Origin of the sequence: Pseudomonas morbosilactucae (genome assembly GCF_023241715.1) — a bacterium.
Lineage (GTDB): Bacteria > Pseudomonadota > Gammaproteobacteria > Pseudomonadales > Pseudomonadaceae > Aquipseudomonas > Aquipseudomonas morbosilactucae.
In genome coordinates, this window is sequence record NZ_JALQCW010000092.1 from 1 (window position 1) to 15,817 (window position 15,817).

At 63.1% G+C, this 15,817-nt stretch carries 15 protein-coding genes, 2 tRNA genes and 1 pseudogene; 5 read left to right on the forward strand and 13 right to left on the reverse strand.

Annotation, left to right across the window (positions count from 1 at the left end; genetic code table 11):
- Position 1: 1 nt before the first annotated feature.
- Positions 2-72 (reverse strand) — tRNA-OTHER (locus M1B34_RS30165).
- 4 nt (positions 73-76) lie between these two features.
- Positions 77-151: transfer RNA gene (locus M1B34_RS30170), tRNA-Glu, on the reverse strand.
- A gap of 392 nt (positions 152-543) precedes the next feature.
- Here M1B34_RS30170 and M1B34_RS30175 point away from each other — a divergent pair.
- Positions 544-1,314 (forward strand): hypothetical protein, encoded by a 771-nt coding sequence (locus M1B34_RS30175; protein WP_268267035.1) that lies wholly within the window; start codon positions 544-546, stop codon positions 1,312-1,314.
- Between the two features lie 78 nt (positions 1,315-1,392).
- Here the strand turns inward: M1B34_RS30175 and M1B34_RS34220 are convergent, their stop codons facing one another.
- The 3 genes and pseudogenes from M1B34_RS34220 to M1B34_RS30185 form a co-directional block, all read right to left on the reverse strand.
- Positions 1,393-2,274, reverse strand: coding sequence for a methyl-accepting chemotaxis protein (locus tag M1B34_RS34220; RefSeq protein WP_425273558.1), 882 nt, complete (start codon positions 2,272-2,274; stop codon positions 1,393-1,395).
- Positions 2,257-3,399, reverse strand: a pseudogene (locus tag M1B34_RS34225) (HAMP domain-containing protein); the annotation flags it as partial. The pseudogene M1B34_RS34225 and the gene M1B34_RS34220, both read right to left, overlap by 18 nt.
- 163 nt (positions 3,400-3,562) lie before the next feature.
- Positions 3,563-4,324, reverse strand: a complete 762-nt coding sequence (locus M1B34_RS30185; protein WP_123330297.1) for an SDR family oxidoreductase — start codon at positions 4,322-4,324, stop codon at positions 3,563-3,565.
- A 235-nt stretch (positions 4,325-4,559) separates the two neighbouring features.
- Here M1B34_RS30185 and M1B34_RS30190 point away from each other — a divergent pair, with 235 nt between their 5' ends.
- Positions 4,560-5,564, forward strand: coding sequence for an NADP-dependent oxidoreductase (locus M1B34_RS30190; protein WP_268263331.1), 1,005 nt, complete (start codon positions 4,560-4,562; stop codon positions 5,562-5,564).
- 104 nt (positions 5,565-5,668) lie between these two features.
- On the opposite strand, the gene pyrF is transcribed toward M1B34_RS30190, so the two are convergent.
- Complete coding sequence (pyrF, locus tag M1B34_RS30195) at positions 5,669-6,370, reverse strand: orotidine-5'-phosphate decarboxylase (RefSeq protein ID WP_268267037.1); 702 nt, start codon at positions 6,368-6,370, stop codon at positions 5,669-5,671.
- A 315-nt stretch (positions 6,371-6,685) separates the two neighbouring features.
- Between pyrF and M1B34_RS30200 the strand changes: the two genes are divergently transcribed.
- From M1B34_RS30200 to xopAW, 3 genes are all read left to right on the forward strand, one after another.
- On the forward strand, positions 6,686-7,450 hold the full coding sequence (locus M1B34_RS30200; RefSeq protein WP_123330293.1) for a response regulator: 765 nt from the start codon (positions 6,686-6,688) through the stop codon (positions 7,448-7,450).
- On the forward strand, positions 7,450-8,502 hold the full coding sequence (locus M1B34_RS30205; RefSeq protein WP_268267038.1) for a sensor histidine kinase: 1,053 nt from the start codon (positions 7,450-7,452) through the stop codon (positions 8,500-8,502). The genes M1B34_RS30200 and M1B34_RS30205 overlap by 1 nt, the downstream gene beginning before the upstream one ends.
- Before the next feature lie 112 nt (positions 8,503-8,614).
- A complete protein-coding gene (gene xopAW / locus M1B34_RS30210; RefSeq protein WP_268267039.1) occupies positions 8,615-9,460 on the forward strand; it encodes an EF-hand domain-containing protein in 846 nt (281 codons plus the stop codon).
- A gap of 70 nt (positions 9,461-9,530) precedes the next feature.
- On the opposite strand, the gene M1B34_RS30215 is transcribed toward xopAW, so the two are convergent.
- From M1B34_RS30215 to M1B34_RS30245, 7 genes are all read right to left on the reverse strand, one after another.
- Positions 9,531-10,607 carry an AI-2E family transporter gene (locus M1B34_RS30215; RefSeq protein WP_268267040.1) on the reverse strand — a complete coding sequence of 359 codons (1,077 nt, stop codon included), beginning with the start codon at positions 10,605-10,607 and terminating at the stop codon, positions 9,531-9,533.
- Positions 10,608-10,678: 71 nt separating this feature from the next.
- Positions 10,679-11,485, reverse strand: a complete 807-nt coding sequence (locus M1B34_RS30220) for a DUF4892 domain-containing protein (protein WP_185039158.1) — start codon at positions 11,483-11,485, stop codon at positions 10,679-10,681.
- 8 nt (positions 11,486-11,493) lie between these two features.
- Positions 11,494-11,736, reverse strand: coding sequence for a thioredoxin domain-containing protein (locus M1B34_RS30225; protein ID WP_123330283.1), 243 nt, complete (start codon positions 11,734-11,736; stop codon positions 11,494-11,496).
- Positions 11,737-11,786: 50 nt separating this feature from the next.
- Complete coding sequence (locus M1B34_RS30230; RefSeq protein WP_268267041.1) at positions 11,787-12,641, reverse strand: alpha/beta hydrolase; 855 nt, start codon at positions 12,639-12,641, stop codon at positions 11,787-11,789.
- Positions 12,638-13,444, reverse strand: a complete 807-nt coding sequence (locus M1B34_RS30235) for an alpha/beta fold hydrolase (protein WP_123330279.1) — start codon at positions 13,442-13,444, stop codon at positions 12,638-12,640. The genes M1B34_RS30230 and M1B34_RS30235 overlap by 4 nt, the downstream gene beginning before the upstream one ends.
- A gap of 111 nt (positions 13,445-13,555) precedes the next feature.
- Positions 13,556-13,999 carry a hotdog fold thioesterase gene (locus M1B34_RS30240; protein WP_123330277.1) on the reverse strand — a complete coding sequence of 148 codons (444 nt, stop codon included), beginning with the start codon at positions 13,997-13,999 and terminating at the stop codon, positions 13,556-13,558.
- Positions 14,000-14,027: 28 nt separating this feature from the next.
- On the reverse strand, positions 14,028-15,695 hold the full coding sequence (locus tag M1B34_RS30245; protein ID WP_268267042.1) for an AMP-binding protein: 1,668 nt from the start codon (positions 15,693-15,695) through the stop codon (positions 14,028-14,030).
- Positions 15,696-15,817 lie beyond the last annotated feature (122 nt).

A 15,817-nucleotide genomic window follows, 5' to 3' on the forward strand; every position in this document is an offset into this window, starting at 1 on the left:
GAGCGGGAAACGAGACTCGAACTCGCGACCCGACCTGGCAAGGTCGTGCTCTACCAACTGAGCTATTCCCGCATATTGGCGTCCCTAGGGACTCGAACCCCTGTTACCGCCGTGAAAGGGCGGGTGTCCTGGGCCACTAGACGAAGGGGACACACGTACAACATTCACTCCCTACCGCGTTTCGCTGTGTGCTTTACGCTGTAAGTGGCGCGCATTCTATGGATGGTTTGAGGGGTCGTCAACCCCCTGATATAAATTTATTTAAATCAATGACTTCGCCGTGCTTTGCACCCGGTTCCGAGATTTATGGAGCCTGGGCTTTGACGCCTGTATTCTGACCACCGACAAGACGCTATAGTCCGCAGCCGCAGATAGTGGCAATGTGCATCCATCCACAGCGCTGCTATAGAGCTATATAGAGAGAAGCACCGACATCGCCATAGATAGAAGCACCGCCGCTCCGGCCGGCTCGTCGAACGGCCCTATGCGCCTATACGCTAAGCCACTACACTCGCACGCGAATCCCATATCGAGGTTTTAACGGTGACACCACTCATGATCACCCTGCTGGTAATAGCCGGGATCGCAATACTGATCGCCATTGGCTACATGAACCATGTGGTGGAAAACAACAAACTGGAAAAAGCCCGCACCAAGGTCGAACTCCAGGATCGCCTGCGCCGTTGTGGTGAGATCACCGAGACCTTCCCCGGCCAGTTGATGTCGCCGAAACTCAAGCTGCTGTTGACCCGTCTGGAACTCAACGTCAATCAACGCCTGCTGAACCTGGAAAAGACCAACGCCGGTCTCAAGGCGCGGATCACCGAGCTCAACGCTCTGGTCGCCCAAGGCGAATCCATTCCGGTGAACAACCCGCCCAACCCGATCCAGACCGAAGCCAAGGCCAAGGACGTACGTTTCCTGCTGGAAGCCCTGCACGGCCAAGTGACGCGGGCGGCCCACGACGGTTTCCTGCCGACCAACGAAGCCAAGTACTGGATCAAGGAAATTCGCCACATCCTGGTGCTGCTGCACATCGAATTCTTCAACAACCTGGGCCAGCATTCCCTGCAGCAGAACCAACCCGGCCAGGCGCGCCTGGCGTTCGAGCGGGCGGTTCAATACCTGCGCAAGCAGCCGGAGCCGGCCGCCTATAAAGAACAGCTGGAATACCTGGAGAAACTCCTGGTGCGCTCCAACGAGATGGTACTCAACAGCACCAAGCCTGTGGAAGGCGAGGTCAACCAATTGACTGAAGGCCTGAAAGTCGCCGACGCCGACGCCGACTGGAAAAAGAAAGTCATTTACGACTGATCGAACACAAGGGGCTGCATCCAGCACGGATGCAGCCCACCCTGAACGACGCGACTCACCGCCCTGCCCCCTCCGCCGCTACAGGCGGAAATGCCCGACCATCCCCTTCAACTCCACGCCCAACTGCGCCAGCTCGATGCTCGACGCCGCATTGCCCTGCATGGCCAACGAGGACTGATCGGCGCTGGCGCGAATGCTGGTGACGCTGCGGTTGATCTCCTCGGCCACCGAACTCTGCTGCTCGGCAGCGGCAGCAATCTGCTGGTTCATCTGCTGAATCAATGACACTGCCGCAGCAATGCTGCCCAAGGCGCTTTCGGTCTGCAGGGCATCGCTGACGGCCAGTTTGACCAGATCGCCACTGCTGCGGATCTGTCGCACCGAGACGTCCGCCGCCGTATGCAGGGCCTTGACCAGCCGCTCGATTTCTTCGGTGGACTGCTGGGTCCGCTTGGCCAGGGCTCGGACCTCATCGGCCACCACCGCGAACCCTCGCCCCTGCTCTCCGGCCCGAGCTGCCTCGATTGCCGCGTTGAGCGCCAGCAGGTTGGTTTGCTCGGCGACGCTCTTGATCACGCTCAACACCGTGCCGATGTTCTGGATTTCCGCGCTCAGGCTTTCGATGCTGTGGCTGGCCTGTCCCGCCGAATCGGCCAACTGCTCGATGCGTTGCATACTCTGACGCACCACCTGCTGGCCGCTTTCGACCTTGCCATCGGCGGTTTGCGCCGCCGACGCGGCTTGTTCAGCGTTGCGCGCCACATCGTGCACCGTGGCGGTCATCTGATTCATCGCCGTGGCCACTTGCTCGGTTTCTTCCTTCTGGCTGCTGACCTCCAGGTTGGTTTGCTCGGTCACCGCCGACAGCGACTGGGCCGAGCTGGCCAACTGTTCAATGCCGGCCTGCAAGCCGCTGACAATACCGCTCAAGCCACTGCCCATTTGCTGCATCGCCAACATCAATTGGCCGATTTCATCGCGACGGGTGACCTCGATGGTGGCGCTCAGGTCACCGGCAGCGATCTGCTGGGCGACCCGCATTACACTGCGCAGCGGCCCGACAATCAGACGCGTGATCAACCAGGCCGCCAACACCCCCACCAACAAGGCCAGGGCCGATGAACCGATGATCAACAACGCGTTCTTTTTCAGCTCGGCTTGCATCGACTGGTCTTGCGCACCATAGGCCTGGTCCACACGGTCCATCACCTGGGCGGCACGCTCGCGCAGTTGTTGATAAACCTGCTTTTCCTGGGCCAACAGGCCGGTGTATTCACCCAGCTTCTCGCCAAACCCGGCGATGTGCCCAGACACCTCATTGAGCACCGTCTGATAGCCGGCGTCCTTGACCGCAGTTTTCAATTGCTCGACCTGGGCCAGGGCCTGATCGGCCTGTTCGATCTTGCCTTGCTCGGCCTCTTCATCGCCCTTGCGGCTTTGGTCGAGGCGCACCCGCGCTTCGTTCATGGCCTGGAGCATCAAGCGCGACACCTGGCTGACTTGGTTGGCCTGCTCGATAAACTCCGCCCCCTCTTTGCCCTGGGACTCCTTGAGGGTGTAAGTGCCGTCGTCGGCCAACCCCGCCTGCAGCACATCCAGGTTATTGGCCACGCTGGACACCGACCAACTGGCCATCTCCAGCGCCAGGTCCTTGGCCTGGGTCAGGTCGACGAACTCATCGAACGCCTTGCGATACGCCGCCAAGGCCTGCTCCACATCCACCATGGCCGGCTCGTTCGCCGCTGACTGCTGTTTGAGCTCCACCGCCTGGGCCAACAACCCATCCACACTTGCATGCAAGGCATCCACGGTCTTGGCATCGCTCTGCAGGGCGTACTCCTGCTCCAGCAAGCGCAGTTTGAGCACGCCGCTGTTCAGTGCTGACATCTGCTTGAGGCCATCGAAACGCTGACTGATGGTTTGCAACGACCAGACACCAATGGCCGCCACCAGCGCCGTCAGCAGCAGGACCAGGGCAAAACCGATGGCCAGCTTCTTGGCCATGCCGAGGTTGGCAAAACGTCCGTTCGTGGGCGAATTCATGGCACGCAGTCCCCTTCCAGTCCCCAATGGCAACCCAGCCATTTTCTAGTCCTGAAGAGTCGCAACGCCGCGTGCCAGAGCACAAGTCTCTGGCGTCGGAATAATGGCAAAAAGCTACGCCCTGGTCGCTTTCAGGACGGTCGAGGTCGATTCGATAAAATTCGGTGCCCGGCTGGCACCGGGCACTCAAGAGGTTGGGCCGTCTTCAGATCGCCGTGGCGCCGCCGTCCACCGCCAGCGCATGCCCGGTGGTAAAGGCCGCACCGTCACTGCACAGGTAGAGCACCGCCGCTGCGATTTCCTCGACGCGACCGATGCGCCCCACCGGGTGCATGGCGGCCGCAAAGTCCGCTTTGCGCGGATCAGCCTCATGGGCACGGCGGAACATATCGGTATCGATCACCGCCGGGCACACGGCATTCACGCGGATGTTCTTCTTCGCATATTCGATGGCCGCCGACTTGGTCAGGCCAATCACCGCATGCTTGGAGGCCGCATAAATGCTCATCTTCGGCGCCGCCCCCAAACCCGCCACCGAGGCGGTGTTGACGATGGCGCCCGCGCCCTGGGCCAGCAACAGCGGCAACTGGTGCTTCATGCACAGCCAGACGCCCTTGACGTTGACCGCCATAATTGCGTCGAACTCATCCAGCGTACCGTCGGCCAACTTGCCCTTTTCGATCTCGATGCCGGCGTTGTTGAAGGCATAGTCGAGCCGACCGTAGGCGCTGAGGGTCTGCGCCATCAGGTTCTGCACCTCGCTCTCTAGGGTCACGTTGCAGCTCACGAACACGGCGTCGCCCCCGGCGCCACGAATCAACTCCACCGTGCCCTCGCCGCCGGCGACATCCAGGTCCGCCACCACCACTTTCAAGCCTTCGGCGGCAAACGCCAAGGCCGTAGCCCGGCCGATGCCGTTGGCAGCCCCGGTCACCAGGGCAACCTCGCCAGAAAACGTCATGCTCATTGCTCAACTCCTCGATGGGATGCTTCAAATCATGCCGGGCCATCTAGCCACAGGCGCGGACGCGGCGGCAGCACTATCAAACGGCCGTTTGAGTGCTTATGGGTCTGAGTGATAAAAGCACCGGTCTCACCATCACGCCACTGGATTGGCCCTTATTCGCTGCATCAGCAAACCTTGCGGCGGACGGCGCGAGGGTCTATCAACTAAGGCTTCTTTTCCCCCTTGAGTGCCTGCCATGACGACCCAGATCAATCGCCAGTTCCTGCTCGCCAAACGCCCTGTCGGCGCGGCCACCCGCGAGACCTTCAACTATCAGGAAGTGGCGGTCGGCGAACCGGCGGCCGGGCAGATTCTGGTGCACAACCAGTACCTGTCCCTGGACCCGGCCATGCGCGGCTGGATGAATGAAGGCAAGTCCTACATCCCGCCGGTGGGCATTGGCGAAGTGATGCGCGCCCTGGGCGTGGGCCAGGTCATTGCGTCGAACCACCCGGGCTTTGCCGTGGGCGATTACGTCAACGGCGCCTTGGGGGTGCAGGATTATTTCCTCGGTGAGCCCCGGGGCTTCTACAAGGTCGATCCCAAGCTGGCGCCCCTGCCCCGCTACCTCTCGGCGCTGGGCATGACCGGCATGACCGCCTACTTCGCCCTGCTGGATGTCGGCGCGCCCAAGGCCGGCGACACCGTGGTGCTCTCCGGCGCCGCCGGGGCCGTGGGCAGCATTGCCGGGCAGATCGCCAAGATCAAAGGCTGCCGGGTGATCGGCATCGCCGGCGGCCAGGACAAATGCAAGTTCCTCATCGATGAACTGGGTTTCGACGGCGCCATCGACTACAAGAGCGAAGACGTGCATGCCGGGCTCAAGCGTGAATGCCCGAAAGGCGTCGATGTGTATTTCGATAACGTCGGCGGCGACATTCTCGACGCCGTGCTCAGCCGCCTGGCCCTCAAGGCCCGGGTGGTGATCTGCGGCGCTATCAGCCAGTACAACAACAAGGAAGCGATCAAGGGCCCGGCCAACTACCTGTCACTGCTGGTCAACCGCGCGCGCATGGAAGGTTTTGTGGTGATGGACTACGCCAGCCAGTTTGCCGCGGCCGGGCAAGAGATGGCCGGCTGGATGGCCAAGGGGCAGCTCAAGAGCAAGGAAGACATCGTCGAAGGCCTGGAGACATTCCCCGAGACCCTGATGAAACTGTTCAGCGGAGAGAACTTCGGCAAGCTGGTGCTGAAAGTCTGAACCTGTAGAAGCCGGCTTGCCGGTGATCCGCAACGGCGGCCGGAAAGGGCCGCCAACCGCTAAACCGCTATCGCCGGCAAGCCGGCTCCTACAAGGGAGGCGTGTTACAGGGCCAGTTCGGCGACGACGTCAGCCAAGGCCTTGGCCGGGTCGGCTGCCTGGCTGATCGGACGGCCGATCACCAGGTAGTCGGAACCGGCATCCAGCGCCTGACGCGGGGTCAGAATGCGCCGCTGGTCGTCCTGGGCGCTGCCCGCCGGACGGATTCCCGGGGTCACCAGTTGCAGGGACGGATGAGCGGCTTTCAGCGCCTGGGCTTCCAGGGCCGAGCACACCAGGCCGTCCATGCCGGCTTTTTGCGCCAAAGCCGCCAGGCGCAACACTTGCTCCTGAGGCTCGATGTCCAGGCCGATACCGGCCAGGTCTTCACGCTCCATGCTGGTCAGCACAGTGACGCCAATCAGCAACGGCTTGGGCCCGCTGCGCTGGTCCAACACCTCGCGGCAAGCGGCCATCATGCGCAGGCCACCGGAGCAATGCACATTGACCATCCACACGCCCATCTCCGCCGCCGCCTTGACCGCCATGGCCGTGGTGTTGGGAATGTCGTGGAATTTCAGGTCGAGGAACACTTCGAAACCCTTGTCCCGCAGGGTGCCGACAATCTCGGCGGCACAGCTGGTGAACAGTTCCTTGCCGACTTTGACCCGGCACAGTTTCGGGTCCAGCTGATCAGCCAGTTTCAGTGCGGCGTCACGGGCAGGGAAATCCAGGGCGACGATGATAGGAGTCTGGCAGGCGGACATGAAGGGGCTCTCAGGCAAGTCGAAATCGGCGCGGATTGTAGCGCAAGCGACGGCGCTCCGGGACCCGATGATCGGTAAATCATGCTCAGCGGCAACTGTGGAGAGTGACGGTTCGAAAAAAAGCCACGGCCTCCGGGCCTTTGTGTCAGTTCAGATACACTTCCGACACGCCCACAACAATCGCGCCAGCTACCCTCGCCAGCCGCAACACCCCCGAACAGCACTTCCAGCCCCCCGGCCGGACGCCTATGCTGAAGCCACAACCCCGCAGCCCATCTTTGTGGTTGGCAGCCAACCTGGCAGATCATCGCACCCATGCACAACACTCCAGCTCCTCTCAACGACGATCAAAAAGCCCCCGTCAGCGGTGATGACAAACGCTGGAACACCCGCGCGCTGATCGTCGACGATGATGTTCCGATCCGAGAATTGCTGATCGACTACCTGGCCCGTTTCAATATCCACGCCAGCGGCGTCACCGATGGCGCGGCCATGCGCCTGGCCCTGCAGGCCGAACACTTCGACGTGGTGGTGCTCGACCTGATGCTGCCGGGTGAAGACGGCCTGTCCCTGTGCCGCTGGCTGCGCACCGAGTCGGACATTCCGATCCTCATGCTCACCGCCCGTTGCGAACCCACCGACCGCATCATCGGCCTGGAACTGGGTGCCGACGACTACATGGCCAAGCCCTTCGAGCCCCGGGAATTGGTGGCCCGTATCCAGACCATCCTGCGCCGGGTCCGTGATGACCGTAGCGAACAGCGGGCCAATATCCGCTTCGACAACTGGCGCCTGAACAGCGTCCTGCGCCAGCTGATCTCCGCCGATGGCCTGGTGGTCCCGCTGTCCAACGCCGAATTCCGCCTGCTCTGGGTGTTTATCGAACGGCCCCGCCGGGTGCTGAGCCGCGAACAACTGCTGGACGCCGCCCGCGGTCGCTCCATCGAAGCCTTCGATCGCAGCATCGACCTGCTGGTGTCGCGCCTGCGGCAAAAGCTCGGTGACGACCCCAAATCCCCACAGTTGATCAAGACCGTGCGCGGTGAGGGTTACCTGTTCGACGCCCGAGACATCGGCTGATGCGCGGGCGTTTCGATACGCTGTTCGGCCGCCTGTACGGGGTGCTGCTGATCGCGATCGTACTCGCCCATTTGCTCGGCTACCTGTGGTTCCAGCATTACGGACCACCGCCTCCCCCACCGCCCTACCCACACACCGCCGGGCAAGCCGAAGGGCAACGTGCGGCGCCCGGGCCACAGCCTGGAACCCGTCCGCCGAGGCCCTGGTTCGGTGGCCCGGTGGTGCCGCTGACGATTCAGATCATTTCCCTGGTAATTGCCGCCTGGTACGGCGCCAAGTTGCTGACCCGGCCAATCCAGCGCCTCAGCGACGCCGCCGAGCGCCTCAGCGAAAACCTCAACAGCGAGCCCCTCGACGAATCCGGCCCGCGGGAAGCGCGGCAGGCGGCCCATACCTTCAACCTGATGCAACGACGGATACGCGAACAGGTGCAGCAACGCGGGCGTATGCTCGGTGCCGTATCCCATGACCTGCGCACGCCCCTGTCGCGCCTCAAGCTGCGCCTGGAACAGATCGAAGACAGCAAATTGCAGGGCCAGATGCGCCAGGACCTCGACGACATGATCAGCATGCTCGACGCCACTCTGAGCTACCTGCACGAACAGCGCACCAGCGAAGCCCAGCAATGGATGGACGTGCAGGCGCTGGTGGAGTCGCTGAGCGAAAACGCCCAGGACCAGGGGGCCGATGTCCAGGTCAGCGGCCACTGCGCGCCCCTGCAAGTGCAGCCCATGGCGCTGCGTTCCTGCGTCAACAACCTGCTGGACAACGCCCTGCGTTATGCCGGCCACGCCCTGATCACCCTTGAAGACAGCCGCGATCACCTGGTGATCCGGGTCATCGACCGCGGGCCGGGGATCGCCGCCGACAAACGTGAAGCGGTGTTCGAACCCTTCTATCGCCTGGAAGGCTCGCGCAACCGCAATTCCGGCGGCGTCGGCCTGGGCATGACCATTGCTCGCGAAGCCGCGGGGCGCCTGGGGGGCGAGCTCAGCCTGGAAGAAACCCCGGGCGGCGGCCTGACGGCCGTGGTGTTTCTGCCCCGGGCCTGAGGCCGATGTGTGCAGCCGGCTACAAAGCCCACATACCCAGGACAAATCGGCCCCTGAGGCTGCATAAGCCGGTACACCCACCGGCCTTATCCATCCGCAGGGAGTGAGCCCCATGATCGGTAGCGTCAGTAACTATTCGAGTTATTTCAGCTCCACCAGCAGCACCAGCAACAACAACCGCGCCCAGGAACTGCAGAAGGAACTGTTCGCCAAGCTCGACAGCAACAGCGACGGCTCGGTCGATCAGGACGAACTCAGCAGTGCCCTGTCGCAAAAAAGCGACAACGGCATCCTGGTCAGCCTGAGCAAGAACTTCAGCGACCTGGACAGTGACGAAAGCGGCAGCCTGAGCAGCGAGGAGATGGCCGCCATGGCGCCACCGCCGCCGCCCGCCCAGGACCAGGCACCCAATACCGAACTGGCCGACGCACTGATCAGCGCCCTCGACACCGACGGCGACGGCGTGGTCAGCAGCGACGAGTTGAGCGCGGGCCTGAGCAGTGCCGGCAGCAGCGCCGACAGCACGGAAATCTTCTCCGCCCTGGACAAGAACCAGGACGGTAACGTCAGCGCCGATGAACTGGCCGCCAGCCTGGCACCGCCACCACCACCGCCCCAGCAGGCGTCTAGCGAAGAGCTGTTCAGCCAACTGGACACTGACGGTGACGGCAGCATCACTGAAAGCGAATTGACCAGCGCCCTGCAGGCCAGCGATAGCACTTCGAGCACCGACACCAGCGCGGCCCTGCTCAAGGTTCTCGACAGTGACAGCAGCGGCGGCGTCAGCAGCGATGAGTTGAAAGCGGCACTGGACGCCGGTCGCAGCCAGGACAGCACGGCGCAGACCGATCAGGCCGGCGTCGCCGAGGCCCTGAGCAAAATGATCGCCAACCTGAGCAAGCAATATCAGTTGGATAACGTCGCGACCCTGGGCAGCAGCGTGAACGTCGCCGCCTGATCGGCATCGCCGGCAAGCCGGCTTCTACAGGGATGCAGGAGTCGGGGCAACGCCTGAGGTTTGCCGGCGATCAGGGCTTGTCCTCTGCCGGGTTCTTGGTCGGGCTCTGGGGGTGGGCCTGGCTCGCTGTCCAGTCGGTCAGCAGGCTGTAGGCCACGGCCAACAAGGTCGGGCCGATAAACAGCCCAATAAAGCCGAAGGCAATCAGGCCACCAAACACCCCCAGCAGCACAATCACCAACGGCAGGTTGCCGCCACGGCTGATCAGGTACGGCTTCAGCACGTTGTCGACGCCGCTGATGATGAAGGTGCCCCAGATCCCGAGAAACACCGCCATTCCGTATTCCCCCTTCCAGGCCAACCAGGCTGTGGCCGGAATCCACACCAGAGGCGGCCCCATGGGGATCAGGCTGAGGAGGAAGGTGACAATACCCAGCACCAGCGCCCCCGGCACCCCGGCAATCAGGAAGCCGATCAGCGCCAGCACGGCCTGGGCCGCTGCGGTACCGATCACGCCGTTGACCACCCGTTGCACGGTGCCCGCCACCAATTCGATGTAGTAACCGGCACGATCGCCAATCAGGCGTTCCAGCAACTTGTGCACGAACAGCGCCAGACGCGGGCCATCGCGGTAGAAGAAAAACACAAAGACGATACTCAGGGTCAGCTCGAGAATGCCGCCGCCGATCTGTGCGCTGCGGGCCAGCAACCAGTTGCCGACTTGCCCCAGGTAAGGCTTGACCGCCAGCATCATCGCCGCGCCCTGCTGATCGATGCTGTCCCACAACGCCACAAGACGCTCACCCACCAACGGAATCCCGCCCAGCCACTCGGGCGCCGCCGGCAGGCCGTCGACCTGGACATCCTTGATGAAGCCCGTGGCATCGCGCACATGGTCCGCCAGGTTGAAGCCCAGCCAGACCAGGGGCGCCGCCACCAGCACCATCCAGCCCAGGGTCAGCACGGCTGCGGCCAGGGACTCGCGGCCATTGAGCCAACGGGTCAGCAGACGCATTAGCGGCCAACTGGCAAACGCCAGCACCGCCCCCCAGAACAGCGCGGACCAGAATGGCGCCATCACCCAGAAACTGGCACCGAAAAGCACCAGGAGCAGGATCTGCACCAACAGGCGATCGTTATTAAGCATGAAAGGTCTCGTGCAAGGTCGACGGAGGGAGAATAGGCGAACCGCGCTTCACGGGTTCGCCTTGAGGGAGCCTAGCGCAACAATTCGATGTGCAGGCCGGTCGTCTCGCTGCTGCCGGTTTCCATCCGAGCAGCGCGTACGCCCTGCCCGATCAGTGCCTGGCGCCAGGCTTCGGCATTGCTCCCGGAGACACTGACCCGCATCGTTGCGTCCAGGTTCAACCCTCGGGACAGCAAACTCAGCCAAACCGGTGTTGGCTCGGCAGCCAATTTGGGAAAGTCCAGGCGGCCGGTGTCTTTCAACTGCCGGAGCAAGGTCGCGGAGGTCGGCAACAATTCGCCCAACGGCGCGCTGCTGTCGAATTGCTCGACATGCAGGTACGCCCGGCGGTTGCCACGGGTGATGCTGTACAAGGCCACCAGCGAATTGTCCTGGGGCTCGGCCAGACGCAACAGCAGGTAAGACTGCTGCTCGTCGGCGCCATACAGCTTGGCGTTGCCGAAGACTTCATTGGCCCACAGGCTGCTTTCACCGCAATCACGGGCCTGGCACCAGAACAACAGTTCGGCCCCCTGCTTCTGCAAGGCCTCTCGGGCCAGGGTGAAGGCTTCGTTGGAGGCCCGCTCGGGAGGCAACTGGTACGTCACCGACGTGACCTTGCCCCGGGCACTGACCTGGCCGTCAAAACGCAATTGCCCGCTGATCTTGCGAATGGAGCCCATGGGGTAGATACGCTCCAGCTCCACCGCCGGCCGGTAATCGACGATCTGCGCATCGGCCAGGCGCGGCACCTGGGGCAGGTCTTGACTGCCGGGAATGTCGGCGGCAAACAGCAGGGGGCTGAAGCAGGACAATAGAAAAACACTGGCCGATCGCATGGCCAGGCTCATCGGATCAGCATCGCCTGGGCACCCTGGAGGGTGAGGGAATCGGACACTCGAAAATCGCCAGAGGCACGCTCAGCAATCGCTGCCATCCGCCCGCGGGCCGTGTTCTTCAGAAGGGTTGGTGCGGTTTTTTCCTTTTTGTCGAAGCTCAGACCACGCACGTTGCAGGGCATGGCGAACTCCTTGAGCACGATAGAGACCTTGTGGCCATTGGGGGTCGCAGCGGTGTACAGATCTATCATGGTTGTCTCCCATTTCAACCCGCCCAGCCTCGACAGTTGACCGTGGCAAGTCAAGGAACGGCGAAAAACCTATTGAAACAGTCTGCGACAAAGGTGGCGCCCGCCTCGTCATTGAGGTGCAGGTGATGACCGCCCGGCAGCTGTTCGTGGCTGAAGGGTAGACGCTCCAGCAACGCCGGGTGCTTGGCCAGCATGCCGTCAGCCGCAACCACCAGTTGGGTCGGGCAGGCCACGTGCTGGACGAAGGCCATGGCCTGTTCTTCGGTCAAACGCAGGGGCGAGGCCAGGGTCAGGCGGCTGTCGCTGCGCCAGGTATAACCGCCGGGAACCGGCATCAGCCCGCGCTGGGCGAGCAGTTCCGCGGCCTCGCGGCTCACCGCCACCAGGCCCTTCATGCGCGCTTCGATGGCACGCTCCAGGCTGGTGTAGACCGGCTTGCGCTTATCCAGCAGGGCCAGTTGCGCTTGCAGGGCCATGCCCAGGCGCTCGGCAGCCGTGTCGCCGCTGGCGGTGGGCGGGATTACCCCGTCGATCAGCGCCAGGTGGCTCACGCGCTGCGGCAACGCGCCCGCCAGCACCAACGACACGATGGCCCCCAGGGAATGCCCCATCAGGGCAAAACGCTGCCAGCCCAATTGCTCGGCCACTTGCAGCACGTCGTAGACGTAATCCCACAGCGCATAGCTCGCCCCCACCGGACGGTGCCCGGAATGCCCATGGCCGGCCAGGTCGAGGGCGACTATGCGCAAGCCATCGAGTTTCGGCGCCAACCGCGCGAAGCTGTTGGCGTTGTCCAGCCAACCGTGCAAGGCAATCACCGGCAACCCGTCTTCCGGGCCGAACAGGTGAGCGGCCAACTCGATATGGGGCAGGCTCAGGCGCACTTCTTCCACCACCGGGCTCATGCGCAACTCCGTGTGCTGCGACCGGCCCAGCGGCTGAACAGGTCTTTAAGCAAGGTCGCGGTGTCCTGCGGTCGCTCCAGGGGAAACATATGCCCGCCAGGCATGCTCAGGGACTCACCCAACGGCATGCGGCCCACGGCGCTGGCGTGATGGCGCATCACCACCCGGCTCTGGCGCCCGCGCACCACCGCCAGGGGCACTTGCAACTGCCGGGCTCGACCCGGGCTGGTATGGGGCACGCCGCGGTAAATGCTGATTTCCGTGGCCGGGTCGAAACGCAGGCGCCAGCGGTCGCCCACCTGATGCAGACCATGCTGCAGGTAGGCGTCGAAACAATCGGGGTCGAAACCGCGGAACAGGGTCTTGGTGGAGAAATAGCGTCGGGCGGCATCCAGGTCGGCGAACTCCTCACGACGCCCCAAGGTGCGCCCTGCCGGGGTCAGGCGATCGATGAAGCCAAAGCGCTTGGCCGCGCGAATCACCCATTGGTCGGCCAGGGTCAGCACCGGCGAATCGAGCATCACCACCCCGCGGTACAACTCGGGACAGCGCAGGGCCGCATGCAAATGCAACACCCCACCCAAGGAGTGGCCTACGCCCCACACCGGCTGCGCCTGCTGTTGCAAGTGATGGATCAGCTCGTCCACCAGGTTGTGCCAGTTGTCATCCACCGGGAAACGCGGATCGTGGGCATGCTGCTGCAAATGGGCCACGTCGTACTCGGGCGCCAGGGCAGCGAACAACTTGCCGTAGGTGCCCGAGGGAAAACCATTGGCGTGAGCGAAAAACACCTGTTGCGACATACCGAACGTCCCATTCACAAAAACTCGGCTGATTGTCCGTACGCCAGCGCAACGCAGCAATGACAGTAACGGACAGGAATGATGACACTCCGGCTCAGCCCATAACGCCCCTCAACGCGGGGGCGGCGTTTGCCCCAGGGGCACCACGGCCATGGTCAGGCGCGAGATGCAGCTGGACTTGCCTTCATCGCTGGTCAGGCGGATGTCCCAGACATGGGTGGTGCGACCGATATGAATGGCCTTGGCCACGGCGGTCACCCGGCCACTGCGCAAGCCACGCAAATGGTTGGCATTGATCTCCAGCCCCACGCAGTAGAACTGGCTGGCGTCGATGCACAGGTAGCTGGCCATGGAGCCCACGGTTTCCGCCAGCACCACCGACGCCCCACCATGCAACAGGCCATAGGGCTGGTGGGTGCGATGGTCGATGACCATGCTGGCGGTCAGGGACTCTTCGTCGAAGGACTCAAAACGGATATCCAGCACTTCACCAATGGTGTTCTTCTGCGCCGCATTCAGTTGCTCGATATTCGGGGTGGTACGCCACAAGCTCATCGCTGCATCCTTTGGTTTTTTATCGGGTTCAATCCTGCCACAGCACGGCCTCGCTGTGCTCGCTCCACGCCTGGAAGCGCTCGCCATAGCGGGCCTCGATCACATTGCGCTTGATCTTCAGCGTGGGTGTGAGAAAGCCGTTTTCCACCGCCCAACTGTCCTTCACCACCACCAGGCGGTGCAAGCGCTCATGTTTGTCCAAGGCGCCATTGACCTCGGCCAGCAAGGTCTCCAGGCTGCGCTGCAGGCCGTTGCGGGCAGCGCTGGAGGCCTCCTGCCATCCAACGGCCGAGAGCACGCAAAGCCCCAGGGGCGCACTCAGGCCGTCGCCAACCACGCACACCTGCTCGATCCGTGAATGCACCGCCAGGCGGTTCTCGATCGGCGCCGGGGCCACGTATTTGCCTTTGCTGGTCTTGAAGATTTCCTTGATCCGACCGGTCAGGCGCAAGCGCCCCTGGGCATCCTGCTCGCCCTTGTCCCCGGTACGCAGGAAGCCATCTTCGGTGAGGGTCTCGGCGGTCTTCTGCGGGTCCTTGTAGTAACCGAGCATGGTGGCCCCGCTGCGCACCAGCACTTCGCCCGCAGCATCGATGCGCACGTCCACCTGCGGGCACGGCCGGCCGATCCAGCCGGGCACGTACTCGCCACTGCGACCGATGTGGGAGTACCCGCAGCTTTCGGTCATGCCATACACCTCCAGCACATCCAGGCCCAGGCGCTGATACCAGTGAAGCAGGCTCTGGGGCACAGGTGCCGCCCCGGAAAGGGCTACGCGCAAGGCGTCCAGGCCGAGCCCGGCGAGCACCCGCTGGCCAACCCGCTTGCCGATCAGCGGCAGCCCCAGGAGCCAGTCCAAACGCTTGGCCGGGACCTTGGCGTAGACCCCCATCTGGAACTTGCTCCAGATCCGCGGCACGCCGAACAACGCGGTGGGCCGGGCGCGTTTCAGATCGGTGAGGAAGGTCTCCAGGCTCTCGGCGAAGAACACCGTTTGCCCGGTGTAGATCGCCGCCATCTCGACAAACATGCGTTCGGCCACATGGCACAGCGGCAAATACGACAACAAGCGATCAGAGGGGCCCAACTGGAACAACTGGGCCCCGTGGGTGGCAGCAAAACCCAGGTTGCCAAAGCTGTGCATCACCCCCTTGGGCAGCCCGGTGGTGCCGGAGGTGTAGATAATGGTTGCCAACTGTTCAGCGGCGGGGCTGGGGTTGTCCTGGATCGGCGAGCTGCGCTGCAAGTCGTCCCAACTGAAGTCGAAATCACCTGGAGGATGCAGCGGCAGGCTGATGGTCGGCAGCCCGGGCCGGACCCCGGCCGCCATGCCCGGCCAGTCGTCCAGCTTGCCGATAAACACCAGGGCCGACTCGGAATGCTCAAGCACCTGCGCCACCGATTCGGCGGTGAGGTTGGGGTACAAGGGCACCGACACATGGCCGGCCATCCAGATCGCCAGGTCGGCAATGATCCAGTGGGCACAGTTCTTGGAAATAATCGCGACGTGACTGCCCTGGGGCAGTTCCTGCGCCCGTAGCCAGTGAGCGGCGCAACGCGCCTGGTGGCCGACATCCGCCCAGCTCAGTTCCTCGACCTGCCCTCCGCTTGAAGGCTGGACCAGGAAACGTTGGCGGGGATGGCGAGCTTCACGCTCGTAGAACACTTCCAGCGGCAAACGAAAAGCGGCAGACATGCGACGCGCTCCTTTGTTTTTATTCTGACCGTGAGATGACCAACCAAGCACTTGCTTGGCTGACTATTTCACGCACAAAGGGGCGCTGCAAGTGAAGAAATGTAGCCGGCCGCCATGCTGCG

Excerpts from the sequence above, each read along its gene's own strand:
- M1B34_RS34220 (WP_425273558.1), bottom strand. The coding sequence starts at position 2,274 with ATGTTGGCGATGCAGCAAATGGGCAGTGGCTTGAGCGGTATTGTCAGC.
- M1B34_RS30185 (WP_123330297.1), bottom strand. The coding sequence starts at position 4,324 with ATGAGCATGACGTTTTCTGGCGAGGTTGCCCTGGTGACCGGGGCTGCC.
- M1B34_RS30190 (WP_268263331.1), top strand. The coding sequence starts at position 4,560 with ATGACGACCCAGATCAATCGCCAGTTCCTGCTCGCCAAACGCCCTGTC.
- pyrF (WP_268267037.1), bottom strand. The coding sequence starts at position 6,370 with ATGTCCGCCTGCCAGACTCCTATCATCGTCGCCCTGGATTTCCCTGCC.
- M1B34_RS30200 (WP_123330293.1), top strand. The coding sequence starts at position 6,686 with ATGCACAACACTCCAGCTCCTCTCAACGACGATCAAAAAGCCCCCGTC.
- M1B34_RS30205 (WP_268267038.1), top strand. The coding sequence starts at position 7,450 with ATGCGCGGGCGTTTCGATACGCTGTTCGGCCGCCTGTACGGGGTGCTG.
- xopAW (WP_268267039.1), top strand. The coding sequence starts at position 8,615 with ATGATCGGTAGCGTCAGTAACTATTCGAGTTATTTCAGCTCCACCAGC.
- M1B34_RS30215 (WP_268267040.1), bottom strand. The coding sequence starts at position 10,607 with ATGCTTAATAACGATCGCCTGTTGGTGCAGATCCTGCTCCTGGTGCTT.
- M1B34_RS30220 (WP_185039158.1), bottom strand. The coding sequence starts at position 11,485 with ATGCGATCGGCCAGTGTTTTTCTATTGTCCTGCTTCAGCCCCCTGCTG.
- M1B34_RS30225 (WP_123330283.1), bottom strand. The coding sequence starts at position 11,736 with ATGATAGATCTGTACACCGCTGCGACCCCCAATGGCCACAAGGTCTCT.
- M1B34_RS30230 (WP_268267041.1), bottom strand. The coding sequence starts at position 12,641 with ATGAGCCCGGTGGTGGAAGAAGTGCGCCTGAGCCTGCCCCATATCGAG.
- M1B34_RS30235 (WP_123330279.1), bottom strand. The coding sequence starts at position 13,444 with ATGTCGCAACAGGTGTTTTTCGCTCACGCCAATGGTTTTCCCTCGGGC.
- M1B34_RS30240 (WP_123330277.1), bottom strand. The coding sequence starts at position 13,999 with ATGAGCTTGTGGCGTACCACCCCGAATATCGAGCAACTGAATGCGGCG.
- M1B34_RS30245 (WP_268267042.1), bottom strand. The coding sequence starts at position 15,695 with ATGTCTGCCGCTTTTCGTTTGCCGCTGGAAGTGTTCTACGAGCGTGAA.